The organism is Streptococcus caballi DSM 19004, from assembly GCF_000379985.1.
In the GTDB taxonomy this organism is placed as follows: Bacteria; Bacillota; Bacilli; order Lactobacillales; family Streptococcaceae; genus Streptococcus; species Streptococcus caballi.
In genome coordinates this window covers 83,524-108,055 of sequence record NZ_KB904063.1, presented here as the reverse complement: position 1 = coordinate 108,055, position 24,532 = coordinate 83,524, and the positions used below count along the sequence as shown (strand labels likewise).

Genomic DNA, 24,532 nt, shown 5'->3' with positions numbered 1-24,532 from the left:
TTTAACTATACTTACTAATAAACAGCTTTTAGTTGAGTTTAGACTTAAGATAAGTTACAATGGAGAATGAACTAAAAGAAAGGTTTCTGACTGAATGAACTATATCATCACTTTCCTAATTTCCATGGTGCCACTTGTTGAGCTGCGTGGAGCTGTCCCTTATGCCATTGCAACTGGAATTCCTATGTGGCAAGCTCTAGTTATTGCTGTTATTGGTAATATGCTGCCTGTTCCCATTATCTTCTTCTTTGCCCGTCGTGTCCTAGAATGGGGAGCAGACAAGCCTGTCGTCGGTGGTTTCTTCACTTGGTGTCTGAAAAAAGGACACAGTGGTGGAGCTAAATTAGAAAAGACTGCTGGAGAACGCGGCGTCTTTCTAGCCCTCTTACTCTTTGTTGGTATCCCACTTCCTGGAACGGGGGCTTGGACGGGTACCCTAGCCGCATCAATCTTAGACTGGAAATTCAAGTCAAGCGTTGTGGCCGTTATGCTTGGAGTCCTTCTAGCAGGAATTATCATGGGAACACTTTCCATCGTCTTTGGACTTAATACTTTTGCACATTAAGAAACATAAAAAGCTCAGCCACGGCTGAGCTTTTCTGTACTCTTTATAAGGTTAATTGTTAAGAGCTGCTGCCATAGTAGCTGCAACTTCTGATTCAAAGTCGTTAGCTGCTTTTTCGATACCTTCACCAACTTCAAAACGTGCAAAGCTGATAGCTTTTGCGTTTACCGAATCAAGGTATTGTTCGACAGTCTTACTGTCGTCCATGATGTAAACTTGTGAAAGAAGAGTGTAGGCTTGGTCAACTTGTGTGTTATCAAGCATGAAGCGAGCCATTTTACCTGGAATAATTTTATCCCAGATTTTTTCTGGTTTGCCTTCAGCTTTAAGTTCAGCTTTAATGTCTTCTTCTGCTTGAGCAACCACTTCGTCAGTCAATTGAGCTTTTGAACCGTATTTCAAGTGTGGAAGAGCTGGTTTGTTAACCATTGCGCGGCTTTCATTATCTTGATCAATCTTGTGATTCATTTGTGCCAATTCATCGTGAACAAATTGTGGGTCAAGTTCTTGATATGAAAGAACAGTTGGTTTCATTGCTGCAACATGCATTGAAACTTGTTTAGCAAGGGCATCATCGCCACCTTCGATAACAGTGACAACACCAATACGACCGCCATTGTGTTGGTAAGCACCGAAGTGTTGGTCATCCGTTTTTTCAACAAGTGCAAAGCGTCGGAATGAGATTTTTTCACCGATTGTTGCTGTTGCGTTAACGTATGCTTCTTCAAGTGTTTCGCCTGATGGCAATGTCACTTTAAGAGCTTCTTCGTTATTAGCTGGTTTTTGTTCAGCAATTGCTTTAGCTGTAGCTTCAACCAAGTCAACAAACTGAGCATTTTTAGCGACGAAGTCTGTTTCAGCGTTAACTTCAACGACTGCAGCAACGTTACCATCAACATAAACGCCAGTCAAACCTTCAGCAGCAACGCGGTCAGCTTTTTTAGCTGCTTTAGCCATACCTTTTTCGCGGAGAAGTTCTACCGCTTTCTCCATATCACCATCAGTTTCAACCAATGCTTTTTTAGCGTCCATGACGCCTGCACCAGTTTTTTCACGCAATTCTTTTACTTGAGCTGCAGTAACTGCCATTTTAAATTCCTCCAGGATTTTTGATTATTGATTACAAAATAATAAAACGAGACAGAGCGGTTTGCATCTGCCCCGTTTTTCATCTTCTTTTGTCAAAGAGAATTAGTTGTTGTCACCTTCAACAACTTCAACAATTTCTTCAATTGAATCAGCTTGTGATGCATCTTCAAAAGCAACATCAGCAGCATCTTCACCTTGGCGACCTTCAATAACAGCATCAGCCAATTTAGAAGTGATTAATTTAACAGCGCGGATAGCGTCGTCGTTTGCTGGGATGATAACATCGATGTCATCTGGATCAGCGTTTGTGTCAACCATAGCTACAACTGGGATACCAAGTTTTTTAGCTTCTTTAACAGCGATTTGTTCTTTGTGTGGATCAACAACATACATAACGTCTGGAATACGAGGCATATCTTCGATACCGCCCAAGAATTTTTCAAGACGAGCACGTTGTTTGTTAAGAAGGGCAACTTCTTTCTTAGGAAGAACTTCGAAAGTCCCGTCTTCTTCCATTTGTTTGATTTCTTTCAAACGAGCGATACGTTTTTGGATTGTTCCCCAGTTTGTAAGAGTTCCACCCAACCAACGGTGGTTGATGTAGTATTGACCTGCACGAGTAGCTTCTTCAGCAACTGCTTCAGCAGCTTGTTTTTTAGTACCAACAAACAAGATAACAGCGTCGTTTGCAGCAGCGTCACGAACAAATTCGTAAGCTGTGTCAGCCATTTTTACAGTTTGTTGAAGGTCGATAACGTGGATACCGTTACGTTCTGTGAAGATGTACTTAGCCATCTTAGGATTCCAGCGACGAGTTTGGTGACCAAAGTGAACACCAGCCTCAAGAAGTTGTTTCATTGAAATTACTGCCATGAGTAGTTTCTCCTTTATAAAATGTTTTTTCCTCTCCCAGACTTCGACTTGCAGCCCAACCTTGCGGCAACAAGACCACAATAGGTCTAAGATGAGTATTTGTCACAATCCGCGACCTTTTAATGATAACAAAATTAGATAAAAAATGCAAGCGACTTAGGCTTGACGAATCTATTTTTTTAAGGTAAAATATTACCTGTTATGGCGGTATAGCCAAGTGGTAAGGCACGGCTCTGCAAAAGCTTGATCGTCGGTTCAAATCCGTCTACCGCCTGACTAAGCACTTCGAATGAGAAGTGCTTTTTTTCTACCTTCTAGCAGCTAGCGGTTTGTCAAGCAGCTAGTTTCTGCTATAATAGCTAGAAAAACGTGGAGGTTAGCTATGAAAAAATTAACAAAAGGGAGTCACATTCGGGTGGTCAGTCCGTCCTCTTCCATCAAGCGGTTGGGCGGTTTTGAGGCTAATCTAGCTTCCAAGGAAAAGTTGGAAGAACTGGGGTTTAAGACTTCTTTCTCCAAGCATTATTTTGAATCTGACATCTTCGAGTCTGCTTCCATTGCTAGCCGTGTGGAAGATTTACATGAGGCTTTCCTTGATGATTCCGTGGATGCTGTTCTGGCAACCATTGGTGGTTTCAACTCAAACGAGCTCCTGCCCTATCTGGACTATGACTTGATTGCCAAGCACCCTAAGATTATCTGCGGTTACTCAGACTCCACGGCATTTCTCAACGCCATCTATGCTAAGACTGGCCTGCAAACCTATATGGGACCATCCTATTCTAGTTTCAAGATGAAGGAGGGACAGGACTATCAAAGTCGCATGTGGCTACAGGCCATGACCCAGACCAGCTATGACTTGCTACCAAGTGACCAATGGTCCAGCGACCCTTGGTACGACCCGACTCAACCTCGTCATTTTATGCCGACTGAATGGAAAGTTTATAATCACGGCAGAGCTTCTGGGACTGTCATCGGGGGAAATCTGTCAACTTTTGGGCTGCTTAGAGGAACACCCTATGCTCCGCAGGTCAAAGATTACATTCTCTTTGCCGAATTAGCTGACGGCTGGCACTACACCGAATTTGTCCGTGACTTGGCAGCCATACTGCAAGCCTATCCCAATCCACAAGCTCTCTGTATCGGTCGCTTTGCCAAGGACAGTGAGATAACAAAGGAAATCCTCTTAGCCATTTTGGATAAACACCCAATCCTCAAGACCATTCCCGTCCTCTATGATATGGATTTTGCTCATACCCAGCCTCTTTTCACCGTCACTATAGGGGCCAAGGCTGAGCTGGATACGGACAAGATCGTCATCCACATCAGCGAGTAAGTATGATAAGGCTCATAAGGAGAATTTGATTTTTCTCACTTTCTCCTTGTGAGGTGTGGGTAACACTCGTCTTTCCTAAGCTATTTCATTGCCGCTCAAGCACCGCAACTTGTTAGCACGAATCGGGGTAAAAGCAAGGTCGGATTTTATCACAACCCCTTTGTTTTCATTTTCACCCAAGCAAGCTGCTGATAACTTTAAGATTAAGCAGACCAAATCGCCGCGCTTAAGTTAGAATTCCTGAAAAGACAAACTAAATCTTCAAGATTGAGAAAGAATTTGGGAAAATTGAAAACCAAGCGTGGGGGTTGAAGACAATTTAGTAGCTCATTTCCTTTAATTTTTGTGCAATAGGTCGAAAAGTTTCTAATTGAGTTCATGTTCCCCGAGCAACAGGTCTAACAAAAAGTTTTTTAGGGACACTGTTTACTTGGCAGCAAGTAAAATAGAAACTGCCTGAAGGGCTGCGGCAAACTTTTTTCCATTTTGAGACTAACGTTTAGCTAACTTAAAAAGCCAACTATGGGAGACTTTTTCTTCTCGTAGTTGGCTTTTTATTCATATTACTTTGTTGACTAGCTAGGAGGTCACGCAGAGAGATGAGAAGCACAGCCAGAATAATCAACAACATGCCAATGAAATCCATAAAATAAAACCGCACGCGCATAAACACAACAGTTAGAATGACACTTGCCACTGGCTCAACCGAGGCCAGCAGACTTCCTTTGACTGCTCCTATCATGCTAACACCTTGTAAGAAAACGGTATAGGCAAAAATAGTTCCGACACCAACAATACCAAAGAGAGCCAGCAAATTCATGCCTGTCATCTCAAAAGAATATTGCCAAGATTGGAAAAGAATCGGAAAGACCAGACCTCCCATGAGCATGCCCAAGCCGATGACAGACAGACTGCCCCATTTTTGAATCAACTTTACAGGAATGAGCAGGTAGGCCGCGTAAGTGAAAGCCGATAAAATACCCCAAAAGAAACCTATAGGTGTGACTGCCAGCTCAGTCAAATTGCCATGAGTAGCCATCAAAAAGGTGCCTCCGATAGCCAGAACAATGGACACTAACTCTGCCAAAGTTGGCGCTACCTTTTCACGCAGACAGGAATAAATTAGTACTAGAATAGGCGTCACGTACTGCAAGACCGTCGCTGTCCCAGCATTGGTATAGTGGATAGCACTTAGGTAGGCATATTGATTAAGCAGAAGACCAAAGAGCGCAAAGGTTGCAATACCCAATATATCTTTTTTAGACCTTAAAATGTCTTTCAGCTTTGACTTGTCCGTCATATAGGCCAACAAGGTCAATACAAAACCTGCGATAATCAGCCGCAAACTCGTCAGCAAATTGACATGAACCCCATGTGCCATCAGATATTGACCTGACACGCCAGATATCCCCCAAGACATACCGGCAACTAGGGTAAAAATACTTCCCTTCAAAACTTGATTCATTTTCATTCTCTCCATCGATTTTTACTAATACTCACAGAAAATCCAGATCAGTTATCATCAACTTTATATCACTTTTTCTTGAGCTGCGAACCTTATTTTAGCACATAAAGTACCGCAAGAGAAGAGCAAAAAAAGGCGACTTACGTCCCCTTTTCCTTGCTTTTCAGGCTGTTGCTTGATTAAGCAGAGCATTTAATTTATTGAGCTGGTCATCAGTTAGATTTTGTTTGTAGCCGTTAATGATTTCTTGAAGCTCAGCTTTAGAATAAAGCGAAGCATTTTCTTTTAGGGTATCATAGATGCCATTAAATTGTTCATCCGTAAACTTGTAATTTTGGACAACTAATTCTTGCAGTTGATTTTTATCCAAAAGGTTGTCTTTGCTAGGTGTCTTAACTGACTTGTAGGTCACTTTCTTATAAGACATCGTTAACTTGATAGACTTGACACCATAATCAACGCCTTTAGCGTAGATTAAGTTCATGTCGGCACTACCGCTACCATCCTTACCCAAGGTCATCTTTATCTTTGATTTATCTGAGATAGCTGCCTTGGCTAGATCAATATAAGTCTTGGCTTCCTCATCCTTCTTAGTCGTCTTTGAAGCGGCCTCCAGCAGCTCATCGAAAGTAAAGGTTGCTGTCACCTTATCTCCTGACTTTTCAAACTTCTTGTCTGATAAATCATCTAACCAACTGAGATCTGATTTCTTATTACTTTCCTTTTCAAGTTTGCTTAAATCAGGAAACTTTTCTTGGCTGAATTCGGACAAATCCACGTATTTTCCTTGGAATGCTGCCTTATCCAAGCCATAGAAAGCCACCAGGGCATCCGCGTTCAAATAAGCTTTCTTCTTGGCGTAGATGAGCTGCGCTTTGGGCAAGGCAGAGTTGATTTTAGACAAATCGGATGACAAACTCACTTTGCCATTTTTCAGATTTTGGTTGATGGTGAAATCAAGCGACGCATTTCTCAAGGCACTCAAATCCAGCCCACTCGTACTGCTAGTAGAAGTCAGCTGTATATCTTTGACCTTTACTTTGTACTGATAAGCCACCTTATCCTGTTGTGATGACTCTTGCAAACGCGCCTTAAATTCCTCTTTAGGACTCTTAGAACAAGCCACCAAGAGAAGCAAAAGCGGCAATAGAAGCCAAACTTTCAGTCTTTTCATGTCAGAATCTCCTTTAAACTTTTCTTTTCTTTTATTTTATAATTTTTATTTTATTTTTACAATGATTAACTTATTTTTTATAAATCTGATAAACTTTTCAAAAATAAAAAGTCGTCAGGAAGACTCTCCTAACGACCTTACAGTTAATTAGTACTTTTCGCTTTTATAAAATTTATAACCAATACCAATCAAGAGAATAGCTAAACCAACAATCCAATAGATGGTCAGGGTCCCTGTCTTGATAATTGGTGTATGTGGCGGAGTCGTCGGAGTTAGAGTATTGATAATTTCAAGGCCACTGCCGTCCGCTAACTTACTATAGGTTGCCGTATAGTTCTTAGGCACCTCTTCTTCTGCTGTATAAGCAAAGTCTTTGCCTTGAGCATCTGCCCTATCTAGATTGGTGAAAGTATATTCCCAACGATTACTGTCACTAAGGTCAATGCTGTCAACCGTCTTGCCATTTTTTTTTAAATGAACAGTGACACTTTTTAGCTTGGTTCCCTTCCATTTTTTGACAACCTTATAACTTGTCTTGTCTGTATTCTGTTCAATGGTTTGCTTAGGATAGACATGCAGAGCATTGTCACCATTTGTGTACCAAGTGCCATCTGCCTTATAAACTGGCAAATCAACCACTAGTGGAACAGGAGTCGTTTCTAATAAATTTGTCTTGGCATCTGCCTGTGATCTCTCCTTATTAACCACAATGGCGTAGCGGCCTGCCTTCAGATTCTTGAAAAGCAATTGCCCGCCTTGGGCTGTTAAACCTGTTTGAACAAGTTCACCGTCCTGAGAATCCTTATGGAGTTCAAAGCAAACACCATCTAGAGTCGTTGCATCCTTGCCAAAATAATCCGGAATATCAAGTTGCTGACCATAGTAACCATCCTGACCGTCACCTTTTGGCCATCCTTTAAAATCATTCATTTTTACCAAGGTCAAAGCAATATCATACTGTTCATCTGCTGGAGTCTCTGCTTTTACTGAGTTTGCTTGAAAGCCAACAATAGCCAAGATGAAAGCTACTAGAGCGACTAACACACGCAAACCTTTGTACTTTTTCATAACCTCTCCTCCCTTTCATCTTTCACTCTTCACTAAAGAGCTCAAAAGCTTTGAACCCTTTAGTGAAGAGGCAAGTTACCTTGCCAGCTTCAATCAGACTCTTTTAGTACTAGCCTTATTTAGCCATACGTTTTTTCATGATAAAACCAAGACCAACAATCACTAAACCAGCTACGATAACAGCTACAGAACCGATACCACCAGTTTGTGGAATAGTAACTTTGTTATTGTTTACTTGTTTAACTTTGCCAGTATAAGTTGTTGATGAGATAGTAAACTCAAATGGTTGTTGCAACAAAGCATAGCCTTTTGGTGCTTCTGTTTCGACCAATTTGTACTTAGTTTCACCAGTAGTGTTGTCAGCTCCTGTGTTACCATAAGGAAGACCCTTAACTTCAAAAGTACCATCAGCTGCTGAAGTAAAGACAGTTGCGTCTGATTTGTCAGTAACCCATTCATTTTTAGCAGGAGTTGCTCCTGATGCAGCTGTTTGCTTCAAATACTTGTCACCAGCTTCATTTGTAACGACAAATTTAGCACCTGCAAGTTTAGCTGATGTAGCTTTATCAATTTTCTCAAACTTAGCACCACCAGTGTGGAGTTCTGGAGGAGTAGTTGGTTTAACCTCTTTTGTTGAATCAGGGTTAGTACCATAAGTTAACTTAACATCATTGGGGTTTGCTGCCCCCATAACGGCATCTTCATTGATAACCGCATCATAAGTGATGGTGATAACATCTTTTGGATTTAATGTTTTGATATAATCTTCATTAAAAGCAACCTTGATTGCTGCTGCTTTTGTACCAACTGCATCCGTACCATCAGTTGAATAATTAGAAGCATCTACAACAGTATCACCTTTTTTGACAACAAGGTTACCAGTATAAGTCAAACCTGCTGAGAATTTATCGGTGAATGTTAATGTTTTATAGTCTTTAATACCTTCTGGCATTGTAGAAGTGACTTTGAAGGTTTTTGTTTCACCAACAAGAGCAGTATCATGTTTGTCGTTGTCATTAACTACTTTATCAATACTTGGTTTGTCAACAGTATTTTTTGGATAAACATGGACAGCATCGGTCCCTTTGGTATACCAACCACCTTCAGCTTTAAAGACTGGAAGAGTGATTTCTACAGGGACGGCAGCTGAATTAGCCAATTGTTCGTCTGAAGTAAGTGTTGATTTTGCTTTGTTTTCAACGATATAGTATTTACCAGCGGGAAGATCAGTAAATGTGACTGTCCCATCAGCTCCTGTTGCAGCTTCCTTCACAATAGCACCTGTTGCGCTATCTTTATGAACTTCAAACCAAACATTTGCCAATGTTTCAGTTGTACCGAAGTACTTCGAAAGATCAAGGTTTTGACCAGTGTAAGAACTACCATCAAGACCAGTAGTTGTTCCTGTTGGAGCATTCCAGTTACTCAAGTCAGTTAATTTGACTTTAGTCAAAACAATATCGTAAGTGTCGTTTTCACCAGGTGCGTTGTCCTGAGCGAATGCTGTTACAGTTCCTAATGATGAGAAAATCATCGCTAGGGCTGCAAGAGCAGTGAATAGGAAATGTGAAAGTTTTTTCATTTTATTTTCCTCCTAAAAACCTTTCTGTTTTTTGCATATAATATAGAATTACTGCCGTAAATAATGAAATAATACCTAGCACGAGATATGGTAAAATACCCAAACCACCTGTTGATGGATAAACTGGATTGACCTTATTTTTCAATGTCATCGATACATTTGCCTCAATAAACGGCTTCGACGACGTATTGATCAATTGTTTCTGGCTAGCTTCACTAATCTCAAGGTAGCCCTGAGGTCTATCCTCTTCAATGTAATAGCTATAGTATGTCTTACCACCTTCACCACCACGTAATGGTAATTTCTTAGTTGTTTCCCATACATAGTTATCAGCAGTACCCGAACGTGTCAATGTCACGGTATCAAACAGTTTACCATTTGACGTACCACCGTTGGTAGTTTGGTAAATGCGAACTTTCAAGGTTTGTGGTAAATTTTCATTTCGAAGACGGGTTGTCCCATCTTTCTTAAACCATTGTTTTTCAATCCTCAAATCAGTTGTGTAGCTATCGTTGCTGACAACGAACTGATTATCTTTAGTGTTTGGTTTAAGCGCTATACCTTTATTACTATCTCCTTGATAACCTTGTATAAAGTAATTCTCAGGGAGAGTGTTCGGATCTTCCTCGATGTAGTAGAGGTATTCGCGGTTTTGACTATCCCTCATTGGAAGATTATCAACAGTCTTCGTCCAAGCCGCGTAGTCAAGTCTGTGGAAGTATAAGTCAACAGGCTGTTTATAGGTTTGGTCAATCGTAGTACCGACTTTTCGTCTTAAATAAACTGTAATTTTGGGAGTTATATTTCTCGTCAAATCATGTGCTAGTGGTGCACCTTGATTGAACCATTTCTTAGTAATGACAAGGCCGGTGGTGACTTTCGTGTTCGTCACTTTGAAACCTGTTGTAGAGCCTGAGTAACTTGCCTGATAGCCATTAGGAATATTAATTTCACGAACCTTGTATTGAACATTCGTTGCATTCTCACTTCCTGGGAACTTCTTAATCAGTTTTACTAACGATTCTTGGTCAGGGACTTGTTTAAAGACTGTTTGCCAATTATTATCTTTCCCTAAAGTTTGGATTTGGATGGATGTCTCTTGTGCTTGACCGTTGTTAGAATTCCATGTTGCATATAGCTCTACATCTACATTAGCGTGAGTATTATCAGGGTCGCTCCAATTTTTTTGAATTGGAATATCAATATACTTAACAATATTATTTGTAAAGGCTTCCGTACTAATAGTTGCCCAAACATAGTTTGTTCTAGGAACTTTTTGATATAGAGGTGCTCTTTCTAAATTCCCTAAGGTAACATTAATATGATTAGTTGAAGCAGTCGTAAAGAGTACTGAGTTCTTAGACCAATCAGGATGACCTGGTGTATCTTGATCTTTATTGTTAGCAGCAGTCCCCCAAAGAGTATCCCCACCATTATAAGCACTTTGAGTGCCAGCTGAAGTGCCACCATTATACGATGTTTTGATATTTGTATTAGGTACTACATAAGCACCAGAAGTTGTACCATCAGAAGGTCTAACAGACTCTGGACCATAAACAGCACGAGGTCTATCCCAATCTCCTTCAGTACGCAAAGGATCCAAAGAGTTGATTGTATAATAAGCCGCATTCTTACTATTCAGATTCCCGTCAGGGAAAGTAATAGCTTGACTCTCATCTCCACCTCTCGGTACAAATTTCAAATCAACATTAAATTTATTAACATTCTGCCAAGTCCATCCCCCAAATAAAATATCACTAATCTGGATTAATGGATAATAAGGCTGTGTCGAATACTGTGTTTGATCTCCTGAGTTAGGTGTCCTATTTTTATAAGGTGTTACCTTAATAGTAGCAATTGCATCAACTAACTTACCATCATAATAAGCCGCATCTGAATACCTTACTTTAACCCACATCTCTGAGGTATTCATGTTCAAATCACGAGAATTCCAGCCAGTATTGGGATTCGTCTGATAATCGTTTCCCCAAGTATTGGGGTTTACAGAAGGCTTAAAGCGTACAATCAGAGCTCCGTGGTCACCAGCAGCATCAGCGATATTAGGATCAAGCTGATTATTGTTTTGTTGTTGATACTGACCTGCGTGCATTCTGTTGTCTAATTGTGTATAAGGGGGACTTTGGACTCTCCAGCTATAGTCAAAAGCGCTCCCTTGTCCAATAATTGAAACTTTAGATGTTTCAGGCATTTTTTTAACGACTTGCAGCAGGTTCATAGGCGCAATATCACCGTCAGAGATCTTTGTTGGGGAAATGATACCATTAACTGCAGCCCTAAGGACACGACGAAGCTTTCTAACTTTTTTAATAGGAATTTTGATGGTTTCAATGGACTTCCACTCGCCATCTTTTTCTTCCTCAAAGCTACCGTCAGCGGCTAACCTTATTTTGACAGGATTCGCTGAATCTTCAAAGCCATAAACAGCTGACTCTTCAATCGTATATACCGTTCCAACTTCCAAGGTCACCGTAGGTTGTCCATCACCTGTCAACCAAGTCGCAAGGTCCTCTCCCTCGCCATCCTTTCGCAATCGGAAAGAGGCAGGGTAGTTCTCGTCACTCTCATCATCAGCGTTGTAAACATTGATTGCTGGTAGAGTTACTGTCATCGTTTGAGTTTCACCACTAGCCGTGCCATCTCCCGCAACTGCCGTTTCAGCTTTTGGGCTTAGCGGCAGAGAGACTTTAGCTGAGGCTTGCTCTTGCCATGTCTTGTCATCTTGCAGCAGATAGACTTTGCTATCTTGATCAAGTTTTAGCTCGCGATCTTTGACATCCTCATAGTTAGATGCCACTGCTTCCAGCAAATAGGTTCTGTTCTTATCTAGCTCAAGTTCCTTGATAGCGTCTGAACTAGTCCACTTACTGATTTCTTGTCCTGTTTCCTTATCTTTGAGGACAAAAGCAACATCAGTGACGACTGCCTGCGTTTGTCTATCCATCGCCTCAATACTGACTTTAGCTTTTGTGTCGTTTTGTTGCACTATGCTGCTAGGCGGTTCAGAACTTCCTGACGCATCAAGTGCAGTCACCACTGGCGCACTCAGACTAGAGACTAAAAGAATCGTTAGCAAGATAGAGGACAAAACTTTTTTCTTCATAAAAATCCCCCCAAACTTATTCACTTTTCATTTTGCTTCTTCAATTGTTATAAAATTATGACATTTTGTTAATTGTTACAACACACTTCTGTTATATTATATAATATCGGAGACATATTTGCAATGGATTTACCTAAATCAATGAACTTCTACCCTCACATTGTCCAAAATCATCTAATAATTAGACAAAAATAGAGGGATTATGGCATAATCGTATTGCATATATGTAATTTTATTTTTTAACATCTCATATTCAGGTAAAATAATTTTTAAGTTATTAAGGAATCTTTATGCCACTAAGTATAAAACACAAAAAACTTTCTACAAAAGATCTTTTAGCTCGATCGCTCTATCAACTTATCGAACAAAAGGCTTTTGATAAAATTACAGTCTATCATATTCTTGAAAAAGCAGGTGTTTCAAGACGAACCTTTTATCGTTACTTCTCAAGCAAGGAAAAACTAATGGACTATTGCCTGACCTGCCTTATCGATGAATATTACCAAGAGAAAAAGAAGTTTTTTAATGCTAAACGATCACAGGAAGTCTTCCAGGTAACACTTGAATTTATGTATCAAAAAAGACGATTTCTTCGTTCTCTCATTCAGAGTGGTCACTACGACCTGTTTGCTTCTAAATTTAATGACAACTCTGTCGTTATTTATAAAAACTTCGGCTTACCTTGGAGTCTGTCAGGAGAATTAAACACGCGCGACCTCGATTACGTTTCAAAAGGCCTGATTGGCGCTTATATCAACATCATTAAGTTTTGGCTAATCAAAGAAGAGCCAGACGCTCCCGAAATCGTTGCCAAAGACATTGCTCTACTCTTTAGTTCCATCCCCAACTATTTCCAAAATTACCATCCTAAAGACTAGGAGGACTTGCTTTCTGGCCCTTTGTTTTTCAATCCAAAACTGATTTTTAATATTTTCCTAGGCGGTGCACTCGGAGGCAGTCTCCTCCGGACTTTCATTTCTAATTTTTGAGCCTAAAGTCTCAAAAATCTCCTTGTCACTAACAATATCACTACGCGAATTGTCGTGTTAGGCTCACTTCGTTCTCTTTTAACAATGATGAAGTATCTAATGTTTTCTTAGTATAAATGTCTCAGATACTAAGCCAAGTCGAAAGTAGCCCTTGCACTGCGCAATAGAAAGAACTATCTGAAAAATAACTTTCGCACAATATGAACAGAAGGAATTCTTCAGAAGAACAAGTCTGTCACAGCGTTCCAGACTGTATTTACTGGCAATTAATTTCTGCACCGTGCAAGGACTCTTATTTTGATTATCAAAAAAGTTACGTTTCCATGTTATAATAAGTTATCTACTCTATTTAAGGATAACTATATGAACCATAATATTCTCTTGGCCTTCACTCTGACGGCCATTGCTGGATTGAGCACAGGGATTGGCAGCCTGATGGCCTTTCTCGCCAAAAGTACCAACAAGAAATTTCTCTCTGTCAGTCTAGGTTTCTCTGCCGGCGTCATGATTTACGTCTCTCTGATTGAGATTTTCCCAACTGCCCAGACAACCTTGACCAAGGAACTGGGGAAACGCGGCGGAGCTTGGACTACCGTCCTAGCTTTCTTTGCGGGTATGCTGATTATTGCCATCATTGATAGGCTTATCCCTTCTGAGGAAAACCCACACGAAATGCACTCCATTGAAGAAGAACAACCTGATGCTCCCCAACCTCATCGTCTCATGCGCATGGGGCTAATGACCGCGCTGGCCATCGGTATCCATAATTTTCCAGAAGGTTTGGCAACCTTTATTTCTGGCTTGCAAGGGGCACAGGTGGCCATCCCTATTGTTGTTGCCATTGCCATCCACAATATCCCAGAAGGCATCGCCGTTTCTGTGCCCATCTACCAAGCCACAGGCTCTAAGAAAAAGGCCTTTACCTATTCTTTCCTATCGGGACTTGCTGAACCTTTGGGAGCCATTATTGGCTGGTTTCTCCTCATGCCCATCATGAGCAATATTGTCTACGGTGCTATCTTTGCAGGCGTAGCTGGCATTATGGTTTTTATTTCCCTTGATGAACTCCTGCCTGCCGCCGAAGAATATGGACAACACCATCTAGCTATCTATGGTTTGGTTGCAGGCATGGCTGTCATGGCACTTAGCTTGCTGCTATTTATCTAATAAAAACAAAAAAGGTCGGAACCTTATTAGGCTTCCGACCTTTCCATAGCTGCTAACTATTCTGACACTGTTTCTGGTAGTCTGTTCCCCAGCTACTCATAGCATCTAGGACTGACTAAAGGTTCGTCCTGTCTCTATTAATGAATATTCCACGCGAGGGGGCACTTCGGCATAGACTTGACGGTGTACTAGCCCATTAGCTTTCAGGTCTCTCAACTGCGCTGGCAATCCCTTCTGACTGACAGTGCCAACAGCCTTTTTCTCAGCTCTCTAAAACGTTTAGTCTCAAGTATCAAATCAGACAAAATGAGCATCTCCCATTTATCCCCAATTAAGGACAAGGTCGTCTCAACGGGATAGACTAAATCTTGTGTTTCTTTCATGATTTTCCTTTCTATCTAGTTTCCAAAAGTAATTAGAAAATATTTAAGTGCCTATTTTCTAGTTGACGTCAAGGATCTATAATAAAGTTCTTAATAATAATTAGTGATAATTAAACGATTATCTAAAATGTGTAATTTATTATGCTAAACGTGACAATTTTTGGTAAAGGTAATATGGGAAAAGCAATCGGAGGGCTCTAAAAAACTGGATAAACTGTCAACTATGTTAACTCAGACAATGCCAGTGCTCAAGTCAGAGAGTGGGGCGTCCTTGCTGTACCGTATCCTGCCTTATCAAGTATCCTAGCTAACTACTCAGACAAATTAGTTAGCAAAATCATCGTTGACATTACCAATCCTGTCAACTTTGACACCTTTGACAATATGCTTGTTCCTGCTGATAGCTCTGCCAGCAAAAAAATGGCTGATCAAATCCAAACAACTGTTATGCTGGCTTCTGATCACGCAGATACCAAGGAAGTACTCAGCCAAGCCTTGCAAGATGCTGGTGTCAGGACACTAGACACTGGCAGGCTCAAGCGCGATTGCGAATTAGAAACCTTCGGTTTCTTGAAAATTTCCCTAGCAGCTAGCAAAAAAATTCCTTGGATGGAGGGATTTGCTATTAGACTAATAGAGAAAGAGGGAAATTATGACTGACGTAATCACTGGCGTCACTGGTGGACTTGGAACAGAAATATTAGCTAAAATTATCTGAACAGGTTGACGATGCCTACATCGCTGTACTAGTTCGCTCAGAAAAAGGACGCTCCTTCAAAGACCCATATTAAGATATTTGTGTTGCTAACTATTAAAATAAGGATAGGTTGACAAAAGGCTTTACAGTCATTGACACTCTCATGTTTTTTTCTAATGTGCCGGGGCAAGCCATGCCGCATCAACTACAGCACCAAAATGTTATCGAAGCTGTCCAAGCTACTGGGGTCAAAAACATCGTCTACACCAGCATTTCTAATGGTTAAAAATCCACTACCGTGCTGACACCAGATCATATCTTCACTAAAAAACTCATCAAAATTCTGGCTTGACCTACAAGATTCTCCGCAACAACTGGTATTGGAAAATGAACTTGACTTTGACAATCAGACTGCGGTTATCCTTTTAGAGAAAACAGAACTTGCACACCTTGACATATGGCCGCTATCATACAGCTTTTCTAGTGCCTGATTTCCAAAGTTTAGGATTGACACTACATCACTTAGTTGTCAAGGAGGGGCTAAGCCGGAAGGTGATGCTGGCCACGGCTACAGCGAAGCCATTTACCACCATGACCTTGAAGGTAATGGTGTTGAAATCTATTGCGACAAACCTGTTTCTGAATCGGATATCAGTGACAACAGACAAATCACCGGTGTGACCGAGGAGCTTGATGCGCATAGTTTAGTTGACAACCTTGTAAATATCCCTCAAGGCTTCAAAATCCCTGCTCAAACAAAAATCGCTCATGTTCATCTCAGTGTCAAAGACACTCTTAAATCATCTAAGCTCCATCAAACCGTCTTTGGTTCGGGGGGCAAGATGACCAGCTCCAGTGCTTCTTGGATTGCTTCTGGTCAATACCACCATCACCTAGCCTTCAACCAGTGAGTGGGCTGGTATGGGTTTAGAAAATCGCTTTGAAGGAGCTATCGTTCTAGCCCAACTTTCGATCAACTATGATAGTCCGCTACTTTTCCAAGCAAGTCTCAAAAGACAAGGCTCTATGGCATAACCATTATTTCCCAAAGCGAGGCATTCTATATGGTTGAAGACACAGATGGTATCTGTAGCAAAATAAGTTTGGTAGCCCCTTCTTGACAACTTATCATCATTTGTCAATAATAGACTTATGATGATATTTTTAATCCCCAGCGCCAAGGAAATGAATGTTGATACACCGACTTATCCACAACCTCTGTCCCCAGAGAGTCAAACACTGGTCAACCATATAGCACTTCTATCTCCTAAAGAGCTGGCCACAGCCTACAAAATCAAAATTCCAGCAGCCGAGATCGAGTATCAACGCTGGCAAGATCTGAAAAATGGTCAAGCTAAGACCTACCCCGCAGCCTATCTGTTCAACGGTCTTATGTACCGTCATCTTAGGCAGAAACCTTTTACCTCAGCAGAGGAAGATTACCTAGCCAAGCAGACCTTCATCACCTCGTCGCTCTACGGTGTCACTCCACTTTTTGACCCCATGGCCCCCCATCGGCTTGACTTTAATAATAAGTTTAGTATAGATGGTCAATCCCTAAAAAACTACTGGCGGCCTGCCTATGATCATTTTGCTCAAATGACTTCTCAACCAATCATTTCCCTCTTATCCAGTGAATTTGAAGACATTTTTTCTCCTAAGGTGCGGGAAAACTTCTATCAGCTGAAATTCATGGAAGAAAAAGATGGTCAATTAAAAACTCACTCTACTATTTCTAAAAAGGCTCGAGGGCAACTCCTCTATCAAGCAGCCCACAAGAATTGCCAGACAATTGATGACTTAAAAAGCCTCACCTTTGACCATTTTGGCTATCAATCTGACTTGTCCACAGAACGTCATCTCGTTTTTATTAAGCACCAATCGCCATGAATCGACTCCCGCTAGGGGAGTCGCCTTTTTTATCCCCAACTTGTCTATAAATTGTACACAGGTTGTGGATAAGTATGGGGAAAAATCGGGGATAACTTGTGCACAAAAAACAAATAGGACTTTTATAAAGCTATTTCAATACTATAGAGAAGAGATTTTCCACTCAAAATCGACAAATTCAAGCTGAAAGCAACCAAAATCACGCCCAATTGTAGAATAATAGCTCGCTCAAACAAAGTCAACTGCCTTGCCCAAGCTAAACGCCAACTTTAATACCTCAAAACTAACTGTCCAACAAAAACAAGAGACTTTATCATTCTGGAAAAAGGCTCTCTAATGAAAAACAAAAGGGCTTATCACTCTTGAATAGGGACGTCGAATGCTTTAGGTGTTAGTTTTCCATTCCGTTCTTCTTTGCTCCCAGCGTGGGAGGAATATTTTTATAATTGCTAGCTGCTCTTGAAAGAAGACCGAAGCATTGCTCAACCTTATTAACTTCCATTGAGTAAAAGAAAAAAGCTAGTGAGTCTTCAGCATACAGCTGTTTGATCACTAAACCTATTTCAGATGAGATTGTCTCGGCTAACTTGTTCAAAAACTTGGTCGCCATCGTTGAGTTTGTCCCATATGACCACTTGACCTGCCTTAAGGGACTTTTGCACATCAATAATGCGCTGATTAGAAGAGCCACGAAATTGTAGCATGAGATTTTTCTTGGTGATATCAAAACGACCGTCAACCAAGATGTCAATCAGGTTCAGCATTTCCAGTTTGTCTGGTGTTTCCTCCATCATTTCTTCCCAAGTATAACCCGTCCAAGACCAGATGTCCTTGTCAGGCAATTCTCGGCGTACGCGCTTGATGAGGGGCAAGAGAATGCCCGTATTAAGGAAGGGCTCGCCACCCAGTAAGGTCAAGCCCTGCACATAAGGCTGGGCTAAATCTTCCATAATTTGTTCTTCAAGTTCTTGGGTATAGGGTATACCTGCTCGAAAAGACCAGGTTGCTGCATTGTAACAGCCTTTACAATGAAACATACAGCCAGAAACATAGATCGAATTGCGCACCCCTTCACCATCAACAAAGTTAAAGGCCTTGTAATCTATAATCCGTCCCTGACTGAGCTCCTCGCTCTTCCATTCCCCGGGTTTGGGGGTGTTCCATCTTTTTTCTTCCATCTTATTGTCCTCATTATCCTAGGAGAGGTCAATCCAGTAGCGTTCAACCTGCTCTCTAATATCTTCTAATTGACCGCCATTAGCCATAATCACCGCACGACTGGCAAGATTATCGGTGTGACAAGTCACCAAGGCCTCTTGAATATTCTTCTGCTTGGCTTCCTGTAGGCCTTGCTTAAGCATTTCCTTGGCATAACCCTTGCCACGCGCTGATGGACGAATAGAATAACCAATGTGGCCACCGACATTAAACAGATAATCATTAAGTCTTAGCCGTAAACTCAAAAAACCGACAGCTTTCCCACCTTCAAAACCAACAAACTGAATAGCTGGTACCCAAGTTGGAGGAATATTCAGCCCTACCTCAGCATCCACATTTCCTTCAAGCCAGTCTTCGTAGTCGAAGTCTTCCACATTCCAAAAGCCACCATCGTGAGCTGAACCTGATTCCTCAAACTCCTTCATCATATCAAGCACTATTTCCTTGTCTGTCAAGTTTGGTCTGCGTAACTCCACATCTAACTCCTTGTCTACTTTTGTGCGTTCTGCCTAGCCTTTTCTAAAAACTGTGCCTTCAAGTCCTGAATACGGCTTTTCTTATCTGATTTTCCTTGAGAATGTTTCTCATGAAACCTCTCAACCTGCTGCATACCTTTGTAGTCTAATTGATATTTTCCCATTGTTTTTCTCCTTAATATTAGTCGTGTCAAGAAACTGTAAAGTTCATTGACAATCTTGTAAACAGGAAAAGGTTGCCTGCTTGAAGCAACCTGCTCTTCCTATACATGTTTTCCCGGATTTTTGATGGTTGAACCATTCATGTGTTTGACACGAGCTGAAATTTCCTTATGACGACCATTGACCATTGGACGTGCCTGAGGATTTCCAAGATAACCACAAGTACGTTTAACAACGTCAACTGTCTTGGGGTCACTATTGCCACAGTTTGGACAAGTAAATCCTCGTTCAGTTGGTGTAAAGTCTCCTTCAAAGCCACACCTGTAACACTTGTCAATTGGTGTATTGGTACCAAGGTATCCAACACGTGTATAAGCATAGTCCCAAACGGCTTCAAGAGCCTTTGGGTTTTGTTGGAGAACTGGATACTCACAGTAATGAATAAAACCACCTGAGGCACCAGCTTCTGGATAAACTTTTTCAAAGTCCAACTTTTCAAATGGTGTTGGATTTTTACGAACATCATAGTGAAAAGAATTAGTATAATATTCCTTGTCAGTAATATCAGTCACCACACCAAATTTTTCAGTATCTAGACGGCAGAAGCGGTCTGTCAAACTTTCTGATGGTGTTGAGTAAACTGAGAAATGATAGTCGTACTCATCAGACCAGTCGGCACAAAGATTTTTCATGGTTTTAACAATGTTAACTGTAAATTCTTTAGCTTCTGGATTGTTTTCCCACTCTCCTCCGTAGAAAACAGTTGCCACTTCGTAAAGACCGATATAACCAAGTGAAACCGTTGCACGACGATGGCGGAAGAGTTCATCCACATTGTCATACTTACCAAGACGTTGGCCAAAAGCTCCGTATTGGTAGAGAATTGGTGCATTGGCAGGCGTTGCTTCCTTGACACGCTCTACACGGTAGACAAGCGCATCTTTAGCGATTCCCATGCGTTCGTTGAAGATATCCCAGAATTTGTCCATGTCGCCATTTGATTCCATGGCAATACGAGGAAGATTGACCGTCACAACACCAAGATTCATACGACCAGAGTTGACTTCCACCCCATTTTCATCCTTCCAACCTTGCAAGAATGAACGGCAGCCCATTGGTGCCTTGAAAGAACCTGTCAAACTGATAATCTTATCATAAGACAAGACATCTGGGTACATACGCTTGGTGGCACATTCAAGTGCTAATTGCTTGATATCGTAGTTTGGCGTTCCCACTTCAAGGTTGAGCCCGCTCTTCAGGGTAAAGATAAGTTTAGGGAAAATGGCTGTGCGGTGTTCAGAACCAAGCCCCTTGATACGGATTTGCAAAATAGCTTTTTGAATCTCACGTTCAAACCAGTTAGTCCCCAAACCAAAACCAAGTGAGGTAAATGGTGTTTGGCCATTTGATGTGAAAAGAGTATTGATTTCGTATTCCAAAGATTGCATAGCATCGTAGATATCTTTTTTTGTCTTGGAACGCGCATAATCTTCACGTTTTTCTTCAGCAACCCATTCTTGGGCATCCTTGAGATGCTTCTTATAATTAAGCTCTGCATATGGTGCCAAAAATTCGTCAATACGATCTGCTGTACAACCACCATATTGGCTTGAAGCAACATTAGCAATGATTTGCGAAATCTGTGCTGTTGCTGTCTGAATAGACTTAGGGCTCTCAACTTCAGCATTACCAATCTTAAAACCATTAGCTAACATCCCTTTGAAGTCAATGAGACAGCAGTTAGTCATTGGTGTATATGGACTGTAGTCAAGGTCGTGATAATGAATGTCACCCTTTTGATGAGCATTAGCAACATGAGCTGGTAACATCTTAAGACCGATTGATTTACCAACGATACCGGCGGTCAAATCACGCTGAGTATTGAAAACATCACTGTCCTTGTTGGCATTTTCATGAACGACAGCTTGATCTTTGTTAATCAATTTTTCAATTGAGAAATTAATATCTGTCGCTTGTGAACGGGCAAAATCGCGCTGTGTGCGGTAGTTGATATATTCTTGCGCAATAGCGTACTCATTGGCAGCCAAGAGCTCATGTTCTACGATATTTTGAATTTCGTAGATTTTCACATTCTCGCTAAAACGGCTATAGATTTCTGCGATGACACGATCAGAAATAGCTTCTAATTTAGCTTCTACCAATGGGGATAATTTTGTCACATTGTTGCTAGCTTTCAATAAAGCACTGTATATTTTTCCTGCATCAAAATTAACCAAACGTCCATCACGTTTAATAACTTTAATAGCTGGTTTTGTAGCAATTGACTTTTTTTCTAAAGTAATCATAGCAGAACTCCTTATGTTTCTTGACGTATACTATTATAGCAAGAAATAAAAAAAAATCAATATCTTGTGCCAAAAAATAATGTAAAGCACAAGATATTGTTGTTTTCATTGTTTTTTCTGATAGAGTTTAAAGCCTGATAAACCACCAATCGAGACAGGTTTATAGCTTTTTTTGAGATTTTTTCTCAAAGTTGCAGAAGCTGGCTGTGCTTCATTAACCACAACATAGCTGGCTTCATTTTGTAGCAATTCATCTTCTAAGGCTTTTTTATTGATCTTATCAGCTGTATGAACTGTTGGTGATGAAAATTGCGATGCACTCTTCAAACCTGTTTCAAGATAGACTTTTGCTGTCTTGTCCCAAACATAAATGGTTTGATCAGACTTTGCCGATTTCTTCAGGTAAGTTACAATCAGTTCACAGCTACTATTATTTGAAGCATCCAAAGCAAAGTGAATCAGGGGCTGCCCAATGCCGAAAGCAAGAACCAGAAGTGGCAGATAAGCTTGCTTTCTAAGATAAATAGCAAAGAAGCTAGTTGACCGTTTTCTTGGTTGGCGACGGCGATGAGAAGACTGATTCAAAGAAGCTTGATAAGTGTCATTGAGAGCCATAGCTGATAAAATTAAACCGTAAGGTACTAGTGGTAAAAGATGATAAAGTTTAAAATCCTGTGACAATAAAGCAATGACCAGATGACTCAAGAAAACTAAGAAAATCAACCATTTGATAACCTTGTCATTATCTTGTTTAACCAATTTAAAGAAAGACAATGCCCCCGTTAAAAGCCCAACAGCCAAAACTGCAATAAGTTGGAAAGCGATTCCTAGCACAAGGTTATTATCTGCAGCAGCAAAATGAGTAAACTGATAAACAACAGCCTGTGAGAGATAGGGTGACAGAATCTGCATATTGAGAATAAAGTAACCCGCTGTATAGAAGACCAAAATAGTTCCCCAAATAATACAGAGTAATTGATAAAATCCTCTAGCGATATGTTTTTGAGAGATATTATAGAGAGCAATTATTACAAATGAAACAGCCCAAAAAACCAAGGTCCGTGGTTCCAAAAGCATAGCAATTGCACCAGTAAAACCATAAAGAATGAAAGCTTCATCTTTGGTAATACCCGCAAAATATTTAGTCAAAAACCACAGGGAAATTAGCACAAAAGGCATGGCAAATTGAATAGGATAAAGTCCTCCAAAACCAAAGGAAAAATTCAAGAGGTAAAAGAGAAAGTTAAAAGTCGCTGCAATCTGCGGATTATTGGTAAAATAATTGACCAGTTTATAGAAGTAAATGCCTGATAAATAAAACAGAATAAACTGAGCAAGAACAAGCAACAAACCTGTTCCCAAGAGATAGCTGAGGGCAATCAATATATAATACAAAAATCCACCTGTCGCAAAGATATCACTAAAAGGTACTTGCCCCTTTGTCAGCATGAGACCTGTGTAAAGATTCTGTGATTGTATACTATTTGCTAAATCCGTAAAAAATGGCAAGGCAACATTAAAACTACTCAGTACAAGACTTAACATCACAATATAAAATTTGTGCAAAGCCGGCACTCTTGTCTTTTTTGAAAATGTTGGACGACTTACTTCAGTTACCTGATCTCCTGAACGACGGAATGACTGTAAATCTTCTTGATTAGTTGACTTTGATTCTGATTGATTCACATTGTTTCTCCTCAATTTGTCTTACTTCAAGTATAACAGAATCTATCATTTAGTCAATTTATCAAGGATAGTACAATAGCGTAAGATTTCTTTAAAAGAGTGCAAAGACTTCTTTGAATAGTTTTTCAAAAAGAGACGTTCTTTTTCACTAAGTACGGTCTGATTCATTATTTTCCTCCTCACTTAATCATTCGATATTCGTTAGGAAGATAGATAAAAAAGACCCACCAAGCTAGCGAATCTTCCTTCTCATTTTTAGTCTTCGTCCAAGAAGCTGTTGAAAACTTCTTCAATCATATCCCACTCAGCGTCTGAGTCCTCTGGAATTGGCTGAAGATCACCTTCAGTGCCATCTTCATTTTCTGTGAATGAGTAAGCTTGAATTTCAATTTCACCATTCGCATCTTCTTCTGCACCTGCTGGAACAAGAAGAACATAGTTTTTGCCAAATTCTTCGCGACCATCAATCGTCAAAAGAATTTCGAAAAGTGTCTCATTACCCTGCTCATCAACGAGTGTGATAACTTCGTGATTATGGTCATGTTCATGATTATGGTTGTTTGCCATTTTTTCTCCTTTATGTCTTAAAACATTTTATCTAAATAATTTTGTAAAATAAGCTGAGCAGCCAATTTATCAATGACCTTTTTGCGTTTACCACGACTAACATCTGCCTGTTCAACCAGCATACGCTCTGCCTGGACAGTCGTCAAACGCTCGTCCTGATATTCAACTGGAAGCCCAAATAAGTCTGCAATCTTCTCTCCGTAGGCTTTGCTGGCTTCAACACGCGGTCCTTCGGTATTATTCATGTTCTTTGGCAGACCAACAACAAACTTATCAACCTTATATTGCTTGACAAGCTCTCCTAGGCGGTTAAAACCAAATTCTCCAGCTTCCTCATTGATTTTTATGATTTCAAGTCCTTGGGCTGTAAAACCAAGTGGATCACTAAGAGCCACACCAACAGTTTTAGAACCGACATCTAGTCCCATGATTCTCATGTCAGATCAATTCCGTTTCCTTTGAGGTAATAGCGAACAAGTTCTTCAACGATTTCATCGCGCTCGTACTTACGAATTTGATTACGAGCATCATTATAACGAGGAACATAAGCAGGGTCCCCACTCAAGACATAACCCACAATCTGGTTAATTGGGTTATACCCTTTTTCATCAAGTGAACGGTAAACCGTTGTGAGGGTTTCACTTATTTCTTTTTTATTGCTATCATCTAAATTGAAGCGTACAGTCTCTTCTGTAAATCCCATACTTACACCTACTTT

At 40.5% G+C, this 24,532-nt stretch carries 22 protein-coding genes, 1 tRNA gene and 2 pseudogenes; 9 read left to right on the top strand and 16 right to left on the bottom strand.

Annotated elements, in window-relative coordinates:
• Window positions 1–94 precede the first annotated feature (94 nt).
• Window positions 95–565: a COG2426 family protein gene (locus A3GS_RS0101765; RefSeq protein WP_018363707.1), complete on the top strand. Its 471-nt coding sequence runs from the start codon at window positions 95–97 to the stop codon at window positions 563–565.
• Between the two features lie 51 nt (window positions 566–616).
• Here A3GS_RS0101765 and tsf read toward each other — a convergent pair whose 3' ends face one another.
• Together tsf and rpsB are read right to left on the bottom strand one after the other, a co-directional pair.
• Window positions 617–1,654: a translation elongation factor Ts gene (gene tsf, locus A3GS_RS0101760; protein ID WP_018363706.1), complete on the bottom strand. Its 1,038-nt coding sequence runs from the start codon at window positions 1,652–1,654 to the stop codon at window positions 617–619.
• A gap of 102 nt (window positions 1,655–1,756) precedes the next feature.
• Entirely contained in the window at window positions 1,757–2,527 is a 771-nt protein-coding gene (gene rpsB / locus A3GS_RS0101755; protein WP_018363705.1) for a 30S ribosomal protein S2, read from the bottom strand.
• A gap of 203 nt (window positions 2,528–2,730) precedes the next feature.
• On the opposite strand from rpsB, the gene A3GS_RS0101750 reads away from it, so the two are divergent.
• Both A3GS_RS0101750 and A3GS_RS0101745 read left to right on the top strand, forming a co-directional pair.
• A tRNA-Cys gene (locus tag A3GS_RS0101750) sits at window positions 2,731–2,801 on the top strand.
• A gap of 108 nt (window positions 2,802–2,909) precedes the next feature.
• Window positions 2,910–3,863, top strand: coding sequence for a S66 family peptidase (locus tag A3GS_RS0101745; RefSeq protein ID WP_018363704.1), 954 nt, complete (start codon window positions 2,910–2,912; stop codon window positions 3,861–3,863).
• 520 nt (window positions 3,864–4,383) lie between these two features.
• Here the strand turns inward: A3GS_RS0101745 and A3GS_RS0101740 are convergent.
• The 5 genes from A3GS_RS0101740 to A3GS_RS0101720 all read right to left on the bottom strand — a co-directional run bounded on the left by A3GS_RS0101740 (window position 4,384) and on the right by A3GS_RS0101720 (window position 12,273).
• On the bottom strand, window positions 4,384–5,328 hold the full coding sequence (locus A3GS_RS0101740; protein ID WP_018363703.1) for a DMT family transporter: 945 nt from the start codon (window positions 5,326–5,328) through the stop codon (window positions 4,384–4,386).
• A 163-nt stretch (window positions 5,329–5,491) separates the two neighbouring features.
• Window positions 5,492–6,502, bottom strand: a complete 1,011-nt coding sequence (locus tag A3GS_RS0101735) for a hypothetical protein (protein ID WP_018363702.1) — start codon at window positions 6,500–6,502, stop codon at window positions 5,492–5,494.
• A 147-nt stretch (window positions 6,503–6,649) separates the two neighbouring features.
• Window positions 6,650–7,570 carry a Cna B-type domain-containing protein gene (locus tag A3GS_RS0101730; protein ID WP_018363701.1) on the bottom strand — a complete coding sequence of 307 codons (921 nt, stop codon included), beginning with the start codon at window positions 7,568–7,570 and terminating at the stop codon, window positions 6,650–6,652.
• A gap of 115 nt (window positions 7,571–7,685) precedes the next feature.
• A complete protein-coding gene (locus A3GS_RS0101725; protein ID WP_018363700.1) occupies window positions 7,686–9,152 on the bottom strand; it encodes a SpaH/EbpB family LPXTG-anchored major pilin in 1,467 nt (488 codons plus the stop codon).
• Window position 9,153: 1 nt separating this feature from the next.
• A complete protein-coding gene (locus tag A3GS_RS0101720) occupies window positions 9,154–12,273 on the bottom strand; it encodes a Cna B-type domain-containing protein (protein ID WP_018363699.1) in 3,120 nt (1,039 codons plus the stop codon).
• Window positions 12,274–12,563: 290 nt separating this feature from the next.
• Between A3GS_RS0101720 and A3GS_RS0101715 the strand changes: the two genes are divergently transcribed.
• Both A3GS_RS0101715 and zupT read left to right on the top strand, forming a co-directional pair.
• Complete coding sequence (locus A3GS_RS0101715) at window positions 12,564–13,151, top strand: TetR/AcrR family transcriptional regulator (protein ID WP_018363698.1); 588 nt, start codon at window positions 12,564–12,566, stop codon at window positions 13,149–13,151.
• A 474-nt stretch (window positions 13,152–13,625) separates the two neighbouring features.
• Window positions 13,626–14,429: a zinc transporter ZupT gene (gene zupT, locus A3GS_RS0101710; RefSeq protein WP_018363697.1), complete on the top strand. Its 804-nt coding sequence runs from the start codon at window positions 13,626–13,628 to the stop codon at window positions 14,427–14,429.
• Window positions 14,430–14,481: 52 nt separating this feature from the next.
• Here zupT and A3GS_RS11315 read toward each other — a convergent pair.
• Window positions 14,482–14,812 (bottom strand): annotated as a pseudogene (locus A3GS_RS11315) (winged helix-turn-helix transcriptional regulator).
• A gap of 141 nt (window positions 14,813–14,953) precedes the next feature.
• On the opposite strand from A3GS_RS11315, the pseudogene A3GS_RS12150 reads away from it, so the two are divergent.
• The 4 genes and pseudogenes from A3GS_RS12150 (at window position 14,954) to yaaA (ending at window position 17,399) form a co-directional block, all read left to right on the top strand.
• A pseudogene (locus tag A3GS_RS12150) lies at window positions 14,954–15,472 on the top strand (NAD(P)-binding domain-containing protein).
• Window positions 15,473–15,639: 167 nt separating this feature from the next.
• Complete coding sequence (locus A3GS_RS12615) at window positions 15,640–15,795, top strand: hypothetical protein (protein ID WP_018363695.1); 156 nt, start codon at window positions 15,640–15,642, stop codon at window positions 15,793–15,795.
• Window positions 15,796–16,186: 391 nt separating this feature from the next.
• Window positions 16,187–16,420, top strand: coding sequence for a VOC family protein (locus A3GS_RS11975; protein WP_018363693.1), 234 nt, complete (start codon window positions 16,187–16,189; stop codon window positions 16,418–16,420).
• Window positions 16,421–16,664: 244 nt separating this feature from the next.
• Window positions 16,665–17,399, top strand: a complete 735-nt coding sequence (yaaA, locus tag A3GS_RS0101675; RefSeq protein WP_026216228.1) for a peroxide stress protein YaaA — start codon at window positions 16,665–16,667, stop codon at window positions 17,397–17,399.
• Between the two features lie 563 nt (window positions 17,400–17,962).
• Here yaaA and nrdG read toward each other — a convergent pair.
• The 8 genes from nrdG to A3GS_RS0101630 all read right to left on the bottom strand — a co-directional run bounded on the left by nrdG (window position 17,963) and on the right by A3GS_RS0101630 (window position 24,517).
• A complete protein-coding gene (nrdG, locus tag A3GS_RS0101670; RefSeq protein WP_018363691.1) occupies window positions 17,963–18,577 on the bottom strand; it encodes an anaerobic ribonucleoside-triphosphate reductase activating protein in 615 nt (204 codons plus the stop codon).
• Between the two features lie 18 nt (window positions 18,578–18,595).
• Entirely contained in the window at window positions 18,596–19,093 is a 498-nt protein-coding gene (locus tag A3GS_RS0101665) for a GNAT family N-acetyltransferase (RefSeq protein WP_018363690.1), read from the bottom strand.
• Between the two features lie 14 nt (window positions 19,094–19,107).
• Complete coding sequence (locus tag A3GS_RS12850; RefSeq protein WP_018363689.1) at window positions 19,108–19,257, bottom strand: hypothetical protein; 150 nt, start codon at window positions 19,255–19,257, stop codon at window positions 19,108–19,110.
• 99 nt (window positions 19,258–19,356) lie between these two features.
• Window positions 19,357–21,561 (bottom strand): anaerobic ribonucleoside-triphosphate reductase, encoded by a 2,205-nt coding sequence (gene nrdD / locus A3GS_RS0101655; RefSeq protein ID WP_018363688.1) that lies wholly within the window; start codon window positions 21,559–21,561, stop codon window positions 19,357–19,359.
• 105 nt (window positions 21,562–21,666) lie between these two features.
• Window positions 21,667–23,247, bottom strand: coding sequence for a hypothetical protein (locus A3GS_RS0101650; RefSeq protein WP_018363687.1), 1,581 nt, complete (start codon window positions 23,245–23,247; stop codon window positions 21,667–21,669).
• Window positions 23,248–23,502: 255 nt separating this feature from the next.
• Window positions 23,503–23,814, bottom strand: coding sequence for a DUF1292 domain-containing protein (locus A3GS_RS0101640; RefSeq protein ID WP_018363685.1), 312 nt, complete (start codon window positions 23,812–23,814; stop codon window positions 23,503–23,505).
• 17 nt (window positions 23,815–23,831) lie between these two features.
• On the bottom strand, window positions 23,832–24,251 hold the full coding sequence (gene ruvX, locus A3GS_RS0101635; protein ID WP_018363684.1) for a Holliday junction resolvase RuvX: 420 nt from the start codon (window positions 24,249–24,251) through the stop codon (window positions 23,832–23,834).
• Window positions 24,248–24,517: an IreB family regulatory phosphoprotein gene (locus A3GS_RS0101630; protein WP_018363683.1), complete on the bottom strand. Its 270-nt coding sequence runs from the start codon at window positions 24,515–24,517 to the stop codon at window positions 24,248–24,250. Before A3GS_RS0101630 ends, ruvX begins: the two co-directional genes overlap by 4 nt.
• Window positions 24,518–24,532 lie beyond the last annotated feature (15 nt).